This window comes from Anaerobacillus alkalilacustris, assembly GCF_001866005.1.
Taxonomy (GTDB): Bacteria; Bacillota; Bacilli; order Bacillales; family Anaerobacillaceae; genus Anaerobacillus; species Anaerobacillus alkalilacustris.
Window position 1 is genome coordinate 50,631 of record NZ_MLQR01000031.1, and the last position, 19,362, is coordinate 69,992.

The 19,362-nt window shown below is 34.8% G+C and carries 18 protein-coding genes; 5 read left to right on the plus strand and 13 right to left on the minus strand.

Annotated features, from left to right (window positions below):
* Positions 1-7 precede the first annotated feature (7 nt).
* From accD to dnaE, 4 genes are all read right to left on the minus strand, one after another.
* The gene (gene accD, locus BKP37_RS13205; RefSeq protein WP_071310080.1) at positions 8-862 is read right to left on the minus strand and encodes an acetyl-CoA carboxylase, carboxyltransferase subunit beta; all 855 of its coding nucleotides are present in this window, start codon (positions 860-862) and stop codon (positions 8-10) included.
* Positions 863-976: 114 nt separating this feature from the next.
* Entirely contained in the window at positions 977-1,642 is a 666-nt protein-coding gene (locus tag BKP37_RS13210; RefSeq protein WP_071310081.1) for a FadR/GntR family transcriptional regulator, read from the minus strand.
* A 443-nt stretch (positions 1,643-2,085) separates the two neighbouring features.
* The gene (gene ystJ / locus BKP37_RS13215) at positions 2,086-3,318 is read right to left on the minus strand and encodes an NADP-dependent malic enzyme (protein ID WP_071310082.1); all 1,233 of its coding nucleotides are present in this window, start codon (positions 3,316-3,318) and stop codon (positions 2,086-2,088) included.
* A 309-nt stretch (positions 3,319-3,627) separates the two neighbouring features.
* On the minus strand, positions 3,628-6,987 hold the full coding sequence (gene dnaE / locus BKP37_RS13220; RefSeq protein WP_071310083.1) for a DNA polymerase III subunit alpha: 3,360 nt from the start codon (positions 6,985-6,987) through the stop codon (positions 3,628-3,630).
* A 459-nt stretch (positions 6,988-7,446) separates the two neighbouring features.
* Between dnaE and ytrH the strand changes: the two genes are divergently transcribed.
* The 3 genes from ytrH (at position 7,447) to BKP37_RS13235 (ending at position 8,669) form a co-directional block, all read left to right on the plus strand.
* A complete protein-coding gene (ytrH, locus tag BKP37_RS13225; RefSeq protein WP_071310084.1) occupies positions 7,447-7,773 on the plus strand; it encodes a sporulation membrane protein YtrH in 327 nt (108 codons plus the stop codon).
* 6 nt (positions 7,774-7,779) lie between these two features.
* Positions 7,780-8,286, plus strand: coding sequence for a sporulation membrane protein YtrI (ytrI, locus tag BKP37_RS13230; RefSeq protein WP_084034701.1), 507 nt, complete (start codon positions 7,780-7,782; stop codon positions 8,284-8,286).
* 194 nt (positions 8,287-8,480) lie between these two features.
* Positions 8,481-8,669, plus strand: coding sequence for a YtzJ family protein (locus tag BKP37_RS13235; RefSeq protein WP_071310085.1), 189 nt, complete (start codon positions 8,481-8,483; stop codon positions 8,667-8,669).
* A 564-nt stretch (positions 8,670-9,233) separates the two neighbouring features.
* Here the strand turns inward: BKP37_RS13235 and BKP37_RS13240 are convergent.
* From BKP37_RS13240 to BKP37_RS13255, 4 genes are all read right to left on the minus strand, one after another.
* Positions 9,234-10,178 carry a DHH family phosphoesterase gene (locus BKP37_RS13240; RefSeq protein WP_071310086.1) on the minus strand — a complete coding sequence of 315 codons (945 nt, stop codon included), beginning with the start codon at positions 10,176-10,178 and terminating at the stop codon, positions 9,234-9,236.
* An 81-nt stretch (positions 10,179-10,259) separates the two neighbouring features.
* On the minus strand, positions 10,260-11,567 hold the full coding sequence (locus BKP37_RS13245; RefSeq protein ID WP_071310087.1) for a CBS domain-containing protein: 1,308 nt from the start codon (positions 11,565-11,567) through the stop codon (positions 10,260-10,262).
* Positions 11,568-11,656: 89 nt separating this feature from the next.
* Positions 11,657-11,905: a hypothetical protein gene (locus BKP37_RS13250; protein WP_071310088.1), complete on the minus strand. Its 249-nt coding sequence runs from the start codon at positions 11,903-11,905 to the stop codon at positions 11,657-11,659.
* Between the two features lie 133 nt (positions 11,906-12,038).
* Complete coding sequence (locus BKP37_RS13255; protein ID WP_071310089.1) at positions 12,039-12,725, minus strand: metal-dependent hydrolase; 687 nt, start codon at positions 12,723-12,725, stop codon at positions 12,039-12,041.
* 222 nt (positions 12,726-12,947) lie between these two features.
* Between BKP37_RS13255 and BKP37_RS13260 the strand changes: the two genes are divergently transcribed.
* Positions 12,948-14,045 (plus strand): M24 family metallopeptidase, encoded by a 1,098-nt coding sequence (locus tag BKP37_RS13260; RefSeq protein ID WP_071310090.1) that lies wholly within the window; start codon positions 12,948-12,950, stop codon positions 14,043-14,045.
* Positions 14,046-14,158: 113 nt separating this feature from the next.
* Here the strand turns inward: BKP37_RS13260 and BKP37_RS13265 are convergent, their stop codons facing one another.
* The 3 genes from BKP37_RS13265 to BKP37_RS20165 form a co-directional block, all read right to left on the minus strand.
* A complete protein-coding gene (locus BKP37_RS13265; RefSeq protein ID WP_071310091.1) occupies positions 14,159-14,539 on the minus strand; it encodes a hypothetical protein in 381 nt (126 codons plus the stop codon).
* A gap of 274 nt (positions 14,540-14,813) precedes the next feature.
* Positions 14,814-15,572 carry an SDR family oxidoreductase gene (locus tag BKP37_RS13270; protein WP_071310092.1) on the minus strand — a complete coding sequence of 253 codons (759 nt, stop codon included), beginning with the start codon at positions 15,570-15,572 and terminating at the stop codon, positions 14,814-14,816.
* 291 nt (positions 15,573-15,863) lie between these two features.
* Positions 15,864-16,007, minus strand: coding sequence for a hypothetical protein (locus BKP37_RS20165; RefSeq protein ID WP_169823143.1), 144 nt, complete (start codon positions 16,005-16,007; stop codon positions 15,864-15,866).
* A 143-nt stretch (positions 16,008-16,150) separates the two neighbouring features.
* Here BKP37_RS20165 and BKP37_RS13275 point away from each other — a divergent pair, with 143 nt between their 5' ends.
* Positions 16,151-16,585: a universal stress protein gene (locus tag BKP37_RS13275; protein ID WP_071310093.1), complete on the plus strand. Its 435-nt coding sequence runs from the start codon at positions 16,151-16,153 to the stop codon at positions 16,583-16,585.
* Positions 16,586-16,657: 72 nt separating this feature from the next.
* Here BKP37_RS13275 and argH read toward each other — a convergent pair whose 3' ends face one another.
* Together argH and BKP37_RS13285 are read right to left on the minus strand one after the other, a co-directional pair.
* Positions 16,658-18,040: an argininosuccinate lyase gene (gene argH, locus BKP37_RS13280; protein ID WP_071310094.1), complete on the minus strand. Its 1,383-nt coding sequence runs from the start codon at positions 18,038-18,040 to the stop codon at positions 16,658-16,660.
* Complete coding sequence (locus BKP37_RS13285) at positions 18,037-19,245, minus strand: argininosuccinate synthase (protein ID WP_071310095.1); 1,209 nt, start codon at positions 19,243-19,245, stop codon at positions 18,037-18,039. Before BKP37_RS13285 ends, argH begins: the two co-directional genes overlap by 4 nt.
* Positions 19,246-19,362: the final 117 nt, after the last annotated feature.

The window sequence follows — 19,362 nt, forward strand, 5'->3', positions numbered from 1 at the left end:
CCTCCCTTTACGAGTAAATATCGCGATGTATATCTAAAACAGATGTTAATGTTTGTTTCATTTCCAAACGTGAAATTACTTTATCTAATTGCCCATGTTTTAACAAAAACTCAGCGGTTTGAAAATCTTCTGGGAGTTCTTGACGTATCGTTTGTTCAATTATTCTTCTCCCAGCAAAACCAATTAGAGCACCTGGCTCAGCAAAGTTATAATCCCCAAGCGATGCAAAACTCGCTGATACACCACCAGTTGTCGGGTGTGTCATAACAGAAATATATAATCCACCTTCATTACTTAGTTTCTTTAGGGCGGCACTCGTCTTTGCCATTTGCATTAGGCTTAATACACCCTCCTGCATTCTAGCTCCGCCTGAAGCAGAAAAAAGGATAAATGGCGCATGTATCTCAATGGCTTTTTCAATAGCTCTTGTAATTTTTTCTCCAACAACAGATCCCATACTCCCCATTCTAAAGCGAGAATCCATAACAGCAATAACAATTGTCATATTTGCCATTTGACCTTGTCCAGTAACAACAGCTTCATTTAGCCCCGTTTTTTCACGATCAGCCTTCGTTTTCTCTAGATAAGACGGAAATGATAACGGATCTTTGGAAACCATGTCACTATCATATTCAATAAATGTACCTTCTTCAACTAAGCTATTAATTCTATCATAAGCTGTGATGCGATGGTGAAACCCACAGGAATCACAAACATATAAATTTTTCTTCAATTCTTTCGTATACATAATCGTTTTACACTTTGGACATTTTGTCATAAGTCCTTCTGGAATATCCATTTTTGCCTGTTCAGACGGAATCGTCGCATATTTTTTTTTCTTAGAAAATAAATCTCTTAACACAGTTACACCTCTCTACTGGACAAGATCACATTCAATCAAAATTTTCATAAATCATACCATAATAAATTCAATAGTTTCAAGGTAAACAATTACCGCTTTTTATACATTTTTTTATTAAAAACGACTTTTTTCGAGATGGTTTTTCATTGCAGAAATCGCTTTTTTTTCATTTCTATTTTTTAGTCCATCTAAAATCTGTTCATGTTCGTTTACTGAGATTTCAGCTCTCCCTTTTCTAGACAAGGATTCCCGTATAGTTACTTTGCTATACTCTACAAGTGAAATCCATATATTAAGCATTAAACGATTTTGACAAGCTTCTACAATGGTTTTATGAAATAAATAATCTTCTTCAACAGGTAAATCGCCTTTCCCTAAACAACTTTTTGACTGTTCAACCAATCTTCCCAGATTTGATATTTGCTCTTCATTAATTCTCTCACAAGCTAAACGAAGAGCCTCAACTTCAACGATTTTCCTCGTCTCTGCTAGGTCACTTCTAGCTTTTTTCTCCCTTAAAAAGAAACTTGCTAGCACCTCTACCAAGCGATGCCCACCAATCGTTTTTATAAACGTTCCTTCCCCTCGTCTCGTTTCAATTAGGTCCAATAATTCAAGTGATCTAAGGGCTTCTCGTACAGAAGAACGACCCACTTGTAATCGATCTGAAAGTTCTCTTTCCGATGGTAGTTTATCCCCAGCCTTCAAGTCATCTTCTTGTATAATTCGGTTAATTTCACGTATAATCTCGATATAAACCTTGTCTTGGTGTGATGACATACTATCACCACCTTTATTCTATATTGTAATAAGAAAAGCGCAAGGCGCCCGCCTATCGGCGACAAACACCGGAAGGTCGGCAAGTAGCGGTCTGCTCTTTGACCGCTATTGACGAACTGAAGTGATCGAGCCGATGGTGCCTGGAGCTAGACAGTTTTCAAGTTAGAAGTTTTAAATTCTGATACTGTAAGAAAAGCGCAAGCTCCCTTAATTACCGCAACAAGCACCAATGACCGACTCCTTGAAGATTTCACTATAATGAGGCAAGTGCCCCTGAGCATATAAGCTCTATAACTAGATAGTTTCTATAATTATTAAACTTAATTTTCATATAATTAGATTGAGTTTAGAGCTTGAAAAAATCCACCAAACCTTTAGAGGAAGAAATCAAACTCTGAACTCTTATCACAAAGGAAAACTAATAAAAATATTTTTGAACGTAATTAGTCTATAATTGCAAGTTTCTTTGTTTTTGCTTCAACATCATCAGGATTAACTTTTCTTCTTGCTACACCTGTTTCCATTGCTGCTTTCGCTACTGCCTTAGCAACAGCTGGAGCGACTCGTGGATCAAATGGGGCTGGGATTACATAGTCAGCATTAAGCTCTTCTTCTGAAACAAGACTAGCGATTGCTTCTACTGCTGCGATTTTCATTTCTTCATTAATATTTGTCGCATGGACATCTAAAGCACCACGAAAAATACCTGGAAAGGCTAAAACGTTGTTAATTTGATTCGGGAAATCAGAACGGCCAGTACCAATCACGCTAGCGCCTGCCGCTTTTGCATCTTCCGGCATTATTTCAGGTACAGGATTAGCCATTGCAAAAATAACCGGATCTACATTCATACTCAAAAGCATCTCTTTCGTTACAGCCCCTTCTACAGAAACCCCTATAAATACATCTGTACCTTTAATAACATCTTCCAATTTACCTTGAACCTTATCTCGGTTGGTTACTTTAGCTATTTGATCTTTTACTGGATTCATACCAACTGGACGACCCTCATAAATAGCACCTTTGGTATCGCAAAGTATAACATCCTTAACCCCCATGCGTTGCATAAGTTTAACACAAGCGATCCCTGCAGCGCCTGCACCATTGGCAACAACTTTCACTTCTGAAATTGATTTTCCGGTTAATTTTAAGGCATTTAATAAGCCTGCCGCAGTTACAATTGCTGTACCATGTTGGTCGTCATGAAAGATAGGAATATTACACTCTTTCTTTAGACGTTCTTCTATTACAAAACAATTTGGTGCCGCAATGTCTTCAAGGTTTACGCCGCCAAATGTAGGTTCAAGAAGTTTAACAGTTTCTATAATTTTTTCAACATCATTAGTGGCTAAACAAATAGGAAATGCATCAACACCTGCAAATGATTTAAATAATACAGCTTTACCTTCCATAACTGGTAAAGCCGCTTCAGGACCAATATTACCTAGACCTAATACAGCAGTGCCATCGGAAACTACAGCAACCATGTTTCCTTTCATTGTGTACTCATACACATTACTTACATCATCAAATATTTCTTTACAAGGCTCTGCTACTCCAGGTGAGTATGCCAAACTTAAGTCTTTGGCATTTCTTACAGGTATTTTAGATTTTGACTCTAACTTCCCTTTATTAATTCGATGCATATGAAGTGCTTCTTCTCTTAATGTTGCCATGAACTTCCACTCTCCATAATCGTAATTTGAAACCTAATTAAATAATTAGCAACGAATACGTTATTATGTCTCGACAAACTTTTTTTCCTTATTAACACAAGTGTGTGAATTTCATAATTACATAAATGGAGCTACATAAGTCTAAATGTTGTTGGGAACGGTCTTCATCCAACAACATTTAGTATCAGAGTAGCTAAAATAAACAATTATGAAATTCATTAAAGTATAAAAGTTAAAAGAATACGAAAAAAGTGGTCTGACCACGTCCCACCATATTATAACAGATCAATTTCTTCTGTCTACCCTTTATCATTTAACAACCACATTTTCCCTTCCTAAAATTGTATACAATTCTTCTAAGCATAGTTTTGTTGCTGATATCTTATATTCATCGGACAATTGAACTGATTGTTTTTTTTCTTCATAATATAGTATAACTTTCACGTTACCTTGGTACCTTTTTATAACTTGTTTTAATTGTATTAATTTCTTTTGGCTTGCATATTCATTACTAATTTTTATATATAATACACTCTCTAACTTCTGCTTCTTTTGTAGAGTTGTAACATCTACTACTTTTTTTAGAATTAACTGTGCCCTCTCTTTTGTTATTTCTAAATTCCCTTCTAGAAAAACAAGCTGTCCCATCTTAAGATCAGAATAGAACTCTCGATAGGTTTTCGGAAAAACAGTTACCTCAATCTCTCCACTTTCATCACTTAGCTTTAGAAAAGCCATTTGTTCACCTTTTTTTGTTTTTATCAACCTCACACTTTCAAGGAGTCCAGCAAGGCGCGAGTGACTTCCACCTTTTTTCACTGCTTCCATAATTAAATTTCTATCATGTGAGATAAGTACATCATGATATTGTTCAATCGGATGACTTGATAGATAAAACCCTAAAACTTCTTTTTCAAAATATAACTTTTCCGTTTCTTTAAATGGTGGCACCTGAACTAGTTCAGGTTTTTTTAGTTCATCAACAAAAAGAGCAGTTTGATTATCAGTATTTTGTTGTCGGATTTGCTCACCAAACTCTAGTGCATAATCTAATGTTGCTAATAAACCAGCCCGATGGTGCCCAAACTCATCAAAACAGCCTGCAGCGATCAATGCTTCTAGTGTTCTTCTATTTATATTCTTAGAATTATTACGAGCACAAAAATCAAATATATCTTTATACTCCCCACCTTTACTTCTTTCAAATACGATATCTTCAATAGCCCTAACTCCAACATTTTTTATTGCTGCAAGTCCAAACTGAACACTATTATTTTTACTTATCGTAAAACCTACATTACTCTTATTAATCGATGGTCTCTCTACTTTAATTCCTTTGTTTTTGGCATCAAGGATATATTGGCTCATTTTTGTTTGCTGTCCAATAGCATTTGTTAAAAGTGCTGCAAAAAAAGCTGTTGGGTAATTTGCTTTTAAATAAGCTAAATAGTATGAAATAACACTATAGGCTACAGAGTGACTTCGATTGAAACCGTAATTAGCAAAACGGACAATTAAATTGTAAACATCAGTTGCAATCTTTTCATTATAGCCATTTGCTAAGCAACCACGAACAAACTGCCCTCGCTGCTCTTCTAATGTTTCAAGGTTTTTTTTACTTACGGCACGCCTTAAAATATCAGCTTCTCCAAGGGAAAACCCTGCCATTTTTGAAGCAATTTGCATAATTTGCTCCTGGTAAATAATAACTCCATACGTTTTTTCTAAAATAGGCTTTAAGTCTTTGTGTAAATATGTAACTTGTCTTTTTTTATGCTTACCCTCTATATAGAGTGGAATGTTTTCCATCGGGCCAGGTCGATACAGAGCATTTACCGCAACAATATCTTCAAATTCTGTAGGTTTTAAATTCGCCAACACTCGTCTCATTCCTGGTGATTCTAATTGAAAGACTCCAGTTGTATCTCCTTTTCCTAACAGTTGAAATGTCTTATTATCATTTAGTGGGATCGTGTTGATATCAATCCTCTTATCTTCCATTTTATTTATATGGTTTATTATCTCCTCAATAAATGACAAATTCCTTAGTCCTAAAAAATCCATTTTTAAAAGTCCTACTTCTTCTAAAATGGTCATAGGATATTGCGTCAGTAGCACGTCTGAATGACCTTTTTGTAAGGGTACTTTGTCAGTTAATCGGTCTTTACTTATGATAATACCGGCCGCATGTGTAGAAGCATGGCGTGGCAACCCTTCCACTCTTCTAGCTAAACGAAACCATTCTCTAATTTCCTCATTTTGTTGAATTTGCTTTTGTAGGACAGGAGTTTCTTTTACTGCTTCATCAATAGTTAAATTCGGCCTAGAAGGAATAAGCTTGGCAATATTATCAATTTGTTTTAATGGTAAACCTATCACCTTTCCTACATCTCTAAGTGCAGCTTTTGCTGCTAGCGTACCAAATGTAATAATTTGGGCCACATGATTTTTCCCATACTTTTGATAAACGTAATCAATAACTTCCTCTCTTCGGGTATCAGGAAAATCTATGTCTATATCAGGCATTGTAATCCGCTCAGGATTTAAGAAACGTTCGAAAAGAAGGTCATACTTAATGGGGTCAACATTTGTAATATTAAGAACATACGCTACTAACGATCCAGCCGCTGACCCTCTTCCTGGTCCCGTGATCATACCTTGATCTTGAGCAAATTTCATAAAGTCCCAAACAATTAGAAAGTATTCATTAAATTGCATCTGGTCAATAATTTCTAGTTCATATTGTAGTCGACTTTCAACATCTTTAGTAATATCGGTATAACGTTTTTGTAACCCTTGAAAACAAAGTTCACGCAAGTAATCTTTTGGATTCTTCCCTTCTTCAAGTGGGTATTTAGGTAGTGCTTGTCCGCCTAATACCAATTCTACATTGCAACTATCTGCTATTTTTTGAGAGTTTATAATTGCATCTGGAATATACGAAAAGAGTTCAATCATTTCATCTTTTGGCTTTAAATAATATTCTTCTGTTTGAAAAGCTCCTTGAAGTTCGTGTAATGTCGTTCCCTGATCAATCGCTAATAAGCATTTATGTGCGAGCGCATCCTCTTTACTAACATACATAACTTGATTAGTAGCCACAAATTTTATTTTTTCTCGTTTTGAAAGATTTACTAACTGTAAATTTAATTGTTTTTCCATAGCTAAAAAATGGTCTTGAATGCCTATATAAAAATCCTCACCGAAATAATGCTTATATTCCTTTATTTTCTTTAAGGCCATTTCTTCAGATTCTTGTAATGACAGTTGAATTTCCCCTTTATAAGCCGAACTAATAGCGATTAAATCTTTGGAATAAGCAAATAGTTGTTTTTTTTCAATTTGCTTTAAATTGGTCGTTGAAAATACTTGAACAATACTTGATAATTTTATTAAATTTTGGTAACCAGTAAATGTTTTGGCTAAAAGTAACAATCTAGTCTCATCAGTTTGTTCTCCTTTAACACTTAATTCAAGTCCAATAATTGGCTTTAGACCGGCTTTTTTACAAGCTTTATAAAAGGGAACAACTCCGTACATTACATTTTGATCAGTTATAGCTAATGATAAAAAACCTAGTTCTACCGCCTTCTTTACTAGTGTATTTATTTTTGCTGCAGATTTTAAAAGGCTATATTCAGTATTTATATGTAAATGAGCGAACTCCACAACTTTCCCCCCTTATATTAATAATTTACCGCAATGATTTTCAAATACAGTTTTACACGATTAGGACACTACATCTAATCACGTTGTTCTGTAATTAGAGATATATTTATGCAGCTCGTTTTTGGTGATTATGACCTTCACTATACAAATAACTTTTTTTATCTAACAGTAACAGAACATACGATCCTTATTTTCTTATTAACATTTTACATGAAATAAGAAACAATTTAAATCCTTAGCATAATTAATAGCTTTGTCCCATATTTATTAATACGATTATTTTATATTTGTCGGCTTTATTTTTCGTTCCTCATAATTAAAATGTTACGTCTACTTCCAGCTCCAAATGAGATAAAAGAGAAAAGAATTATTCATTGGTGTACATTAGTATTTTCTACCAACTAAAATATGTAATCAAAAAACCTTTAAAATCCAGAATAAAAAGGGAGAGGCTTTCGTATGGACAAAGAATTTGTTGCGACACTAGTTATGAATTTTTTTGTAGCCTTTGGAGTTGTGATAGGTGGTGCAATTGTGGGTGGAATCGGCGCCTTCCTTATTGGTAAACCCCCTTTATCCACAATTAATGATTTAGCAGCGGGACTAAAAATTTGGGCACTAGTTGCAGCAATTGGCGGAACATTTGACGCGATTTATAGTATTGAAAGAGGCATCTATGACGGTTCCCATATTGATATTGCTAAAACATTGTTTATGATCTTTTGTGCACTATCTGGAGCACACTCGGGTGGAGTTATTATTCAGTGGATCACTCAGGAGGCTTAATTACCTATGATGCGAATCCCACCTTATTATAAGAAAACAGGTTGGCAACGCTTTTTTTCCGGTATAATTATCGGAATTTTGATAGGTTGGTTTTTTTTTATTTATGAATTCGGAGCTGTTCAAGAGAAACTTGTAACCGAAATAAAAAAACAAGAATCAACGATTAATGCACAAAAAGAAACGATTGAAATTTTAAGAAGTGATCAAGATGAACTAAATAAAGAAAATTTAAAAAAGCTTACAATTCAAGAAGTAAAGGTATATTTTATAAATGATAAAGATTTAAAGCTAAGTGAATTATCTGTTCATGAATTTCGTCTACAAATTGAAAATGAATTAAAGGCAGTAAAAAACAAAAATATTGAATTAGTTGCCAATACTAAAGAACTGTTAATTCAAGCAATTGAAAACCGGGATTTTATCATTAATGAAAAGAGATACCGAGTCACAATAAAAGGATGGTCTATTTATACAACGCTAGAATTATTTGTAGAGATTCGTTTAGCAGAATAAAAACTTGTAGAATGTTTAAGACTTCTACAAGTTTTTTGTACAAATTATGATTTCTATATTAATTAGACATAGACAAGCTGCATTTTTGCATAATAATTATAATATATAATGGAGTTTATTTTAAAATAACTGAGTGCCGAAAATAGTGAAATATAAAATTATGAAATGGACAATATGTAAAAGGAGTGGTTCCTTTGATTATTAGCAGAAGAAAGCTTGCACGTTTAAAAGTAGAACAGATAAAGTCTGGATACTCAGCTTATACAGAATCAAAAGAGATTGCCTTCTATATAAAAAAGGAACTTGAGAAATTAGGTATTTCTGTTTTTGAAGACGTTACTAACATAGGTTTCTGGTTTATACCCCAAAAGGAAGTCATGTAGTCCTTTAATAAAAGAAGGACTGCATGACTCTTTTTTTATAGTATCAGAATTTATAAATTTCTAACTTGAAAACTGTCTAGCGCAAGCAGCCTACGAACTCGGTCACTTCAGTCAAGCTACTGACTTCAATAACTACATGAATATCGTCTCTGAATAGCTTCTTCATGCAGCTTTGCCTCGAGGAAGCTTACTACGAAGCAATACTAGAAGACGCTAAAAGCACGTAGGAAGCCAAAGAGCGGCTTCTGTCAAGGGCCGCCCCAGTGAAGCTACTACTTGGATTACTTCGAAGCGGCTTTGCTCCTGCGGTTACTTGTCGCACGGAAAACAATTGCTCTTGAGCAAACGGAGTGGCACAGGAGCAGCTGCTCGTGACCAAGGCGCTTGCGCATTTCTTGCAGTATGAGAATTTATAAGTTTCTAACTTGGAAACTGTCTAGCTTCAGCGCCTACGAGCTCGGTCACTTCAGTCCTTTTCGGAAGCCAAAGAGCGGCTTCTGTCAAAGGCCTTCCAGTGCCTTTCGCTCGTGACCAAGGCGCTTGCGCTTTTCTTGTATCATATTGTTAATAACAACGACACACTTCCATTAATTTAGCTAATACCTCTTTCGTTTCTTCCCAATTATCAACTGAAGCACCCGCAGCTAGAGGATGACCACCACCATTAAACATTTGGGCCACTTTATTTATAATTGGTCCTTTAGAACGAAGTCTAACTCGAATTAAGTTGTCTGGCTCCTCAACAAAAAACACCCACGCCTTTAATCCTTCAACATTTGCAAACGTATTAACTAACTTTGAAGCATCGTTAGCGGTTACTCCATATTGTTCGAGTAATTTGTTTGGTAAATTAATGACACCTACACCATATTTTAAAATTTGAAAATTGGTTAATATATACCCTTCAAGTCGAGCATCTTGTAAGTATTTCACATCCATTTTTTCATACAATTCAATCGGTGAAAACTGAAATTTAATTAGCTCACTTACGTAGCGAAAAGTCTTTTCTGTTGTATTTGGGTAACGAAATCGTCCCGTATCTCCAACAATACCAGCGTATAAGCACCTTGCAGCTTCATCTGTCAATTGCATCCCTTTTAAATCTTTCCAAGTTTCATAAAGTTCATAAATCATTTCACAAACAGAACTTGCTCTAGAGTCTACCCAAATGATATCACCATAAGGGTCTTCATTTGGATGATGGTCAATTTTAATGATTTTATCACCATTTGCATATCTTTCATCGCTAATTCGTTCTACATTAGCAGTATCACATATAATAATTAACGCATCTTGAAATATTTCGTCAGAAATCTCGTCCATTTGAGAGATAAATCGAAGTGATTCCTCTTCTTCACCGACCATATATACTTGTTTTTTGGGATAGTGATTTTTTAACATGAGAGCTAAACCCGCTTGTGATCCTAATGCATCCGGGTCTGGACGAACGTGACGATGTAAAATAATTTTGTCATAACTTTCAACAGCTTCAATAATTCTTTCTTTCATTTAACTTCTCCTTTTTAAATCAATCATACGGTTGTGTGTTACTATCTTTAAGGATCTCTCATAACGAAACCAACATACTCTTTATCGATCGATAATTTGTGCCATAAGTAAAGCTTTACCTACAATAGTTCCCTCGTGAAAAATTTCTACATCAACTTTCCCAAACTTACGGCCAATTTCTAATATTCTTGGAACGATATCGATCATACTTTCAATTTGAACCGGCTTAATAAAATATAAAGTTATATTTTCTACTACCAGATCGCCCTTTTTTTGAGTACGTAATGCTCGACTTCCTGCTTCTGTTACAATTGTTGTAAATACCCCGTAAGAAATTGTCCCGAGTTGATTCGTCATCTGCGGCGTTACCTCACAGCGATAACAAATTTTATTATTAGTTGAAGCATCTTGAAAACCACTTGTAACCAAATCCTCTATTGTCTCACCTACATGAGGTTGTCGCTGATTCATTTGTAGAGCCTTTAATACATCCTGTCTACTGATAACTCCAATTAACTTTTTATAATTATCGACAACAGGAAGTTGTTCAATCCCTTCCCATACCATGAGATGAGCCGCTGATGCCACTGATGTTTGCCCTATTACAGAAATCGGACTTTTCGTCATGACTTTTTCTATTTCTAAAGTTTTATCTACACCCATGATATCCTTAGAAGTAATCATGCCTTGTATTCTCATGTTTTCGTCAACAACAGGATAACGACTATGACTAGTTTCATGATTTAAATCAAACCATTTTTCAACCCGGTCTGTTGTCTTCAAGAAATAAGTGTCTTCTAATTTAATGTAAATATCATCGACTAAAATAATTTCTTTTTTTATTAATTGGTCGTATATTGCTCTATTAATCATTGTTGCAACTGTAAAAGTATCGTAGGTTGTTGAAATGATTGGTAATGCTAATTCGTCAGCTAACTTTTTTACTTCATCAGAAGTATCAAAGCCCCCCGTAATAAGTACTGCAGCTCCTTCTTGAAGGGCAAGTTTGTGTACTTCATTTCTATTACCTACTATTAGCAAGTTCCCTGCCTCTACATAACGCATCATTGCTTCCGCTTTCATAGCACCAATAACAAACTTACTTAACGTTTTATATAAACCGTCTCTTCCTCCTAGTACTTGTCCATCAACAATATTAACAACTTCAGCAAAGGTTAGTTTTTCAAAATTATCTTTTTGTTTTTTTTCTATTCGGATTGTACCAACACGTTCAATTGTACTTACTAATCCTTGGTTTTCAGCATCTTTAATTGCTCGATAAGCTGTCCCTTCACTTACTGACAACGCTTTTGCAATTTGTCTTACAGATATTTTACTACCAATGTCTAGTGATTGGATGTATTGCAAAATTTGTTCATGCTTTGTCATCAAGCTCCTCCTCTTCTTGCCTGTATTCATGCAATAATGGGTCTGTACTGATACAAGTATAGCGATCAGAGAGCTTGACTTCAAGGCAATTATCCATATTGTCGTACTTTTTGTTTCTTTTGTATACTTATATTTTTTCTTGTTGTTTTAATTTGTTTCATCCTATCACCATATAACAGAGCAATAAGATTTCCACTAATCGCCATAAGTGCAAACAGTAACCAAGTAGCTGAAAAAATAGTAGTCTTCAAATCAGCTTGAAAATTCAAGTATGGTACACCGTAAAATACAATAGCGATGCCTAGTATAAAACATAAAAACAAACGACTTCTTCTCATAAACTCACTCCCCTTATAGGTTGTCTTACTTGCATTATATGCAGAAAAATAATAACAATGATTAGTTTCATCTTAATTTCCCATAAAAATAGACTAAACCAGAATGGTCTAGCCTACTTCATACTATTTACTTCTACAAATCCATCGTTTCTCCAGAGGTTAAAAGCTTACCCTCCACCCCAGATTCTAACATTGCAATAAACGCCTTTGGATCTTGTTCGATTACCGGGAATGTATTGTAATGAATTGGAATTACAATTTTTGCTCTTAGCCATGTAGCCGCAATAGTTGCATCCTCTGGTCCCATTGTGAAATTATCACCAATTGGTAAAAAAGCTACATCAATATTGTTACGTTCACCAATAAGCTTCATGTCTGAAAACAGAGCCGTATCGCCTGCATGAAAGATGGTTTTCCCTTCTGCGGAAAGTAATATTCCTGCAGGCATCCCTGTATAAACAATCTTTTTATTTTCTTCTTCTACGTAAGCAGAACCGTGAAAAGCTTGAGTAAACTTCACTTTGCCAAAATCAAATTGGTGTGAACCACCTATGTGCATTGGATGAACCGTTACTCCTTGCCACCCTAAATACGTAGCCAGTTCAAATGGTGCAACAACAGTAGCTTGATTTTTCTTTGCTAGTTCAACTGTATCGCCTACATGGTCGTTATGACCATGAGTAAGTAAAATAACATCTACTTGTAGGACGTTAAGGTCGAGGTTAGTTTGGCTATTACCTTTAATAAATGGGTCAATGATAATCTTCTTACCATTCGTTTCAATATAAACGACCGAATGTCCATGATATGTTAATTTCATATTTTATCACTCCTAAACTTTATATTTACTTTATTTACAAACCTACTACGCTTTTAAACGTCATTAATCCTTCTATATTTTTATTTTTTATAACAAAGATTAAACTTTAATTAACTATTAGTGAACAATATAAAAATTGAAGCATAAATTAACAAACGCTTTAGAAAATGGTACAGTTTTAGATATGGTTACCTTATCAAATTAACAAGGAAGTGATAGTAAATGAACATGCGTATAAACAAATTAATGAGTTGGCTTGCGGAAAACGATTATGACTTTGCTTTTGTCCAAACAAAGGCAAATGTATTTTATTTATCAGGCTTTTATTCTGAACCTCACGAACGTTTAATCGGTTTATTTATATTCCCTAATGATCAACCTGTTCTAATCTGTCCAAATATGGAAAGAAATCAAGCAAAATCTGCTGGGTGGGAATATGAGATTATTAGCTACAGTGATACTGATAATCCTTGGGACTTAATTCACCAACTATTAAAAATGCAAAACAAATCAGGACATGCAATCGCTATTGAAAAAGAACAAATTTCCTTCACTCGAGCAAACATTTTTTTACATATGTTTCCTCACACTACATTTCATTCTATAGAAGATAAGTTAAATTCATTACGTCTAATAAAAGATGAAAAAGAGTTATCTGTTTTAAAACAAGCTGCTGAACTTGCTGATTTTGGTGTTGAGGTTGGCGTCAACACCATCAAAGAAGGTAAAACAGAAATGGAGATTTTAGCTTTAATTGAATATGAATTAAAACGCAAAGGTGTACGGGAAATGTCCTTCTCAACAATGGTCCTAACAGGAGCTAATACAGCAGATCCTCACGGAAATCCTGGTCAAACTAAAATAAAAAAAGGGGATTTTGTTTTGTTCGATCTTGGAGTAGTTTTAGATGGATATTGCTCTGATATTACACGTACAGTAATTTATCAAGAGGTTAGCGATAAACAAAGACATATTTACGAAACTGTTTTAGAAGCACAAAATGCGGCTTTATCTTTATGTAAGGTTGGATCAAAAATAGGAGATATCGATACAATAGCAAGAGATTACATAGAAAAAGCTGGTTACGGAGAATATTTTCCACATCGTATTGGACATGGTCTAGGAATTGAAGTACATGAATTTCCTTCAATGAACAAAAATAACCAGGATTTATTAAAAGAAGGGTTTGTTTTTACTGTTGAACCAGGTATTTATGAGCCTAGTATAGGAGGCGTTCGTATAGAGGATGATATTGTCATTACAAAAGACGGTTTCCGCAGTTTAACCAGCTTTCCAAAAGAACTACTAGTAGTAAAGTAACCACCTTAAATTATTAAGTTAATCTACAAACAGTGAGTTTTTCATCTTCACTGTTTGTAGATTTAACATATCACAAAACTCAAGGGGGTTATTCTTTCAACCTAAAGACATATCTATTCATTTTTAATCCATACCCATGTATATAATTTATTTTCTCCATCCATCCATCGGATATCGAGCCGTTCTAACTTTGGGAACCTCTCCTGTTTCAGTATCTTAACCATTTCTTCAATTTTAGCACTCTTGGATAGATTCAAAGTTTTGATAATTGAATGCATTTCTTCTTTTGCAACTATAGTTTTTATTACATGCTCACCTTTTTCATATTCATACTTACCTGGACTAGTATATTCCCACTCATGTTCTATACCATTCTCAACGATTGAAATCTTTAAGTATAAACTTTCCATCAAATTAAAAGCAAACCCTTGTGTTGGGTTTAAAACAAAGCTACTACTAATTATCAAAGATATTAAAATTAACTTTTTCAACATTTTCATCACCTCATTACTACTATTAGTAAATAATGGGTAAAATATACAAGCGCTACCTATATTACGGTTACACAATAAGAAAAGCGCAAGGCGCCCGCCTATCGGCGACAAACACTGGAAGACCTGCTCGTAGCGGTCGGGTTTTTGACCGAAAGAGAAGGTCTGAAGTGATCGATCCGATGGAGCCTGGAGCTAGACAGTTTCCAAGTTAAAAATTTATTAATTCTGATTATGTTAAATAAACAAATATGTCGCACTTCTTCATCTTTCATTACTAACGATATCGGTGCAAAACATCTACTCCACCAGTCACTTCAATAACTGCACCAGTTATCATATCTGAATTTTCTTCACAAAGAAACGATATCATCCGACCAATGTCTTCTCCTGTACCTGACCTTCCAATTGGAGTATCCTGATCGAAATGGTTCCGTGAATGTGCAATAGAAGCTTCTTTCATCTTACCGACAATATTCCCAGGACAAACCATATTAGCAGTTATGCCATTTTCTGCTTCTTCAATCGCAATAGTTTTTGTTAACGAAACAAGCCCTACTTTAGCAGCCGCAAACGCTGAACGATAAATCCAGCCTGGGGTACTTTCTGCACCTTGGAAACCAAAAGTAATAATACGCCCAAATTTTTCCTTTTTCATCATAGGTATAACTTGTCTTATTAAATAAAATACACTACTTAAATTACCTTCCAACATTTCATACCACTCAGAGTCACTATAGTCCACTAACTTTTTTCTTTGAAAAACATACGGACCAGCGTTATTTATTAAAATATGTATGGTACCAAAGGAGTTCACTGCAGCTTCAACAAGATTTACTAAATCTTCCTTTTTAGTTACATCTGCTTGAAAAAATTGAAAAAAACCTTCATATTTTTTCCATTCCTTTGAAAGCTGCTTAACAGCTTCTTGGTCGCTTCTATAACTAATCGTAACCATATGTCCCTTTTCTAACATCTGTTCTGAAACTTTCTTCCCTAAACCTTTTGTTCCAGCTGTGATTAAAACATGACGCATAGAAAAACTCCTCCCCATATTTTCATTTAATTTAATGAGTTTCATATATGTTTATTTTTGCTACTCTGATACTAAATGTTGTTGGATGAAGACCGTTTCCAACAACATTTAGACTTATTTAGCTCCATGTAGGTAATTATGAAATTCACTCAATTAATAACTAAATCAAGTTATGTTTAATTGTTCTAAGCACTATTATAGAAGTATGTAAATTATATGTAAAAAAGAATGTCTTTTTTAGAACAATAATACTCACCTTGGCACTCTAACCAAGGTGAGTATTATTAATAATTATTTATTATCAGTATTGTTGTACGTATCATTTCTCTTTTTTGTTTCTGTTGTTCCTTCGTAATAGGAATCTAGCAGTTGTTGCCTTATAATCGCTTCTCCCTCTTCATCAAAAATTATATTTTTAAATTCTTGTTCTTTCAATAATCCCACCTCCCTTTTCCTCTTCAATATTATTCAACAAACTTTCTCAATTTATGACATGTTCTCCAATTTAACAATCTGATATTCCATGTTATACTTAACACGAAAAGGCTTTCATTATCTTATAAAAAGGGGTGGAATCCATGGAGAAGAATTATTCAAGAGTTCTCGTAGCAGTAGATGGTTCTGAAGAAGCAAAAAAAGCTTTGCTTAAGGCAATTGATGTTGCAAAAAAAGAGCAAGCTAAAATATTTATTGCTCACGTTGTAGACACTAGGACTTTTGCAACCGTTGAACAATATGATCGAACTGTTGTTACTAGAGCTGAAGAATACGCTAAGGACATGCTTTCAGCTTATAAAGCTGAAGTTGAAAAGGCTGGTATAGATGTAGAGTGTATTTTAGACTTTGGTTCACCAAAAGTGAAAATCTCAAAACATATATCACAAAGGTATAATGTTGATTTAATTATTACAGGTGCCACAGGATTAAATACCGTTGAAAGACTTCTGATCGGAAGCGTTTCAGAATATATTGCGAGAAGCGCTAAATGTGACGTCCTAATAGTTCGTAATTAGAAAAAAAATAACACTCACCTATTACCGAAATTAGCTGAAGTAACAAAAAGAGCTGATTCTCAGCTCTTTTTGTTACTTCTTATTTATTATACTTTCAGCCTTAACAATGGCTTCTTTTACTTGTTCAAATCCAGTACCACCTGCACTGTTACGTCTAGCTACAACTGTTTTCGGCTCCAGTACATGGTAAATATCACCAGAGAATAAATCACTCGCTTCCTTAAACTCTTCCATTGATAGATCAAGTAAAAACTTATTGTTTTGAATGCAATGAAGCACTAATTTTCCGACAACTTCATGGGCTGCTCTAAAAGGCATTCCTTTGCTTGCTAAATAATCTGCAAGTTCTGTAGCATTTGAAAAATCTTCATTCGTTGCTTTTTCCATATTTTTGTCCAATACTTTCATTGTTTCAATCATACCAGCAAAAATTTGTAGACTGCCTTTTACAGTATGAACAGTATCAAACATACCTTCTTTATCTTCCTGCATGTCTTTATTGTAGGAAAGAGGTAACCCTTTTAATATAGTTAAAAGAGAAAATAGGCTTCCGTAAACTCGACCTGTTTTTCCACGAATCAACTCTGCCATATCAGGATTTTTCTTTTGTGGCATTATGCTACTTCCTGTTGCAAAAGTGTCATCCATTTCAATAAATTGAAATTCCTGACTAGACCATAGGATCAACTCTTCGCAAAGCCTCGATAAATGCATCATTAACATCGAAGAATTACTCAAAAACTCAATGATAAAGTCACGATCACTTACAGCGTCCATACTATTTTCGTAAATGCCGTCAAAACCTAATATTTCCGCTGTATAAGCACGATCAATTGGGAATGTCGTACCAGCAAGAGCACCAGCCCCCAATGGAGAAATATTAATCCTTTTAAAACTTTCTTCATAACGTTCATAGTCACGCTCTAGCATCCAGAAGTACGCCATTAAATGATGAGCAAAGGAAACTGGTTGAGCACGTTGTAAATGCGTATAGCCTGGAATAATCGTTTCCACATGTTGCTTTGCCTGTCCAATTATCGCTTCTTGAAGATGTTTTACAGAAACCATAATTTCCTTTACCTGGTTTCGTAAATACAAGTGCATATCAGTGGCAACTTGGTCATTTCTACTTCTCCCAGTATGAAGCTTTCCACCTACTTCACCTATCTCGTCAATAAGAAACTTTTCAATATTTAAATGAATATCTTCATTTTGAACATTATATTCAAGCTCACCTTTTTCGGCTTTAGCTTTAATAACTGTAAGACCAGCTAATATCTTTTCAACATCTTGTTCAGGAACTATGCCACACTTTCCTAACATTTTGATGTGTGCCATACTTCCTTGGATATCTTCTTTTACTAACTCTTTATCAAAGCCAATGGATGCCCCAAAGGCATCCACCCAGCTTTCTGCTTTTTTTGTAAAACGTCCGCCCCAAAGCTTAGCTGTCACAGTTGTTTGACTCCCTTCTTTGTAACCATACTGCTAACTTTCGTTGGTAGGCCCCAAAGCTTAATGAAACCAACTGCAGCACTATGGTCAAACTCATCATCTCTTGAGTAAGTTGCAAGTTTCTCATCATACAAAGAGAATTCTGACTTACGGCCTTCTACAATAGCATGCCCTTTAAATAGTTTCACACGAACTGTTCCTGTTACAGTTTTTTGTGTTTCTTTTATAAATGCTTGCAAGGCAGGCATTAACGGCGAGAACCAAAGTCCATCATAAATCATTTCTGTTAATTTCTTACTAACAACAGGTTTGAAATGAGCAACGTCCTTTGTTAACGTTAAATCCTCTAGTTCTTTATGAGCTTTTAATAATGTCATTGCACCTGGGCACTCATAAACTTCACGCGATTTAATACCTACTAAACGATTTTCTACGTGATCAATACGACCAACACCGTGTTTACCAGCAATAATATTAAGCTCTAAAATTAATTGATCAAGCTCAAATGCTTTGTCGTTAATTGTTTTTGGAACACCTTGTTCAAAGCCAATTTCAATAATTTCTGGCTCATCTGGTGTTTCTTCTAATGGAACTGTTAATTCATAAGCACCTTCTGGAGGAGTTGCCCATGGATCTTCTAAAATACCACACTCATTAGCTCTTCCCCATAGGTTTTGGTCCACCGAATACGGATTATCCAAGTTAATTGGAATTGGAATGTTATGTTGTTTTGCATACTCGATTTCTTCATCACGACTCCAGCCCCATTCACGTACAGGTGCTAAAACTTCTAAGTCTGGATTTAGAGATTGAATAGAAACTTCAAAACGAACTTGGTCGTTTCCTTTTCCAGTACAACCGTGGGCTACTGCGGTTGCTCCCACTTGGTTTGCGATTTCCACTAATTTCTTTGAAATTAACGGACGTGAAAGAGCGGATACTAATGGGTATTTATTTTCGTACATTGTATGAGCCTGTAATGCTGGCAAAACAAAATTCTCAGCAAATTCTTTCTTTGCATCTACAGTATAAGACTGAATAGCACCAACTTTTAGTGCTTTTTCTTTTATAAATTGTAAGTCTTTACCTTCACCTACATCAAGGCATACTGCAATTACATCATACCCTTGATCTCCAATCCATTTAATTGCAACTGATGTATCTAATCCACCAGAATAAGCTAAGACAACTTTCGGTTTACTCATTTTCAATTCCCCCGTTTATGAATATTGATACTGTTATCATTATAATTATACATAACTTTTTAAAAGAAAAGAGGGTTTAACAACCTCTCTCATTTATACTGACTTTTTATACATTAA

Bases quoted from the DNA above. Each gene is read 5' to 3' on its own strand.
- BKP37_RS13210 (WP_071310081.1), bottom strand. From the start codon at position 1,642: ATGTCATCACACCAAGACAAGGTTTATATCGAGATTATACGTGAAATT.
- ystJ (WP_071310082.1), bottom strand. From the start codon at position 3,318: ATGGCAACATTAAGAGAAGAAGCACTTCATATGCATCGAATTAATAAA.
- ytrH (WP_071310084.1), top strand. From the start codon at position 7,447: ATGGACAAAGAATTTGTTGCGACACTAGTTATGAATTTTTTTGTAGCC.
- ytrI (WP_084034701.1), top strand. From the start codon at position 7,780: ATGATGCGAATCCCACCTTATTATAAGAAAACAGGTTGGCAACGCTTT.
- BKP37_RS13240 (WP_071310086.1), bottom strand. From the start codon at position 10,178: ATGAAAGAAAGAATTATTGAAGCTGTTGAAAGTTATGACAAAATTATT.
- BKP37_RS13245 (WP_071310087.1), bottom strand. From the start codon at position 11,567: ATGACAAAGCATGAACAAATTTTGCAATACATCCAATCACTAGACATT.
- BKP37_RS13250 (WP_071310088.1), bottom strand. From the start codon at position 11,905: ATGAGAAGAAGTCGTTTGTTTTTATGTTTTATACTAGGCATCGCTATT.
- BKP37_RS13255 (WP_071310089.1), bottom strand. From the start codon at position 12,725: ATGAAATTAACATATCATGGACATTCGGTCGTTTATATTGAAACGAAT.
- BKP37_RS13260 (WP_071310090.1), top strand. From the start codon at position 12,948: ATGAACATGCGTATAAACAAATTAATGAGTTGGCTTGCGGAAAACGAT.
- BKP37_RS13265 (WP_071310091.1), bottom strand. From the start codon at position 14,539: ATGTTGAAAAAGTTAATTTTAATATCTTTGATAATTAGTAGTAGCTTT.
- BKP37_RS13270 (WP_071310092.1), bottom strand. From the start codon at position 15,572: ATGCGTCATGTTTTAATCACAGCTGGAACAAAAGGTTTAGGGAAGAAA.
- BKP37_RS13275 (WP_071310093.1), top strand. From the start codon at position 16,151: ATGGAGAAGAATTATTCAAGAGTTCTCGTAGCAGTAGATGGTTCTGAA.
- BKP37_RS13285 (WP_071310095.1), bottom strand. From the start codon at position 19,245: ATGAGTAAACCGAAAGTTGTCTTAGCTTATTCTGGTGGATTAGATACA.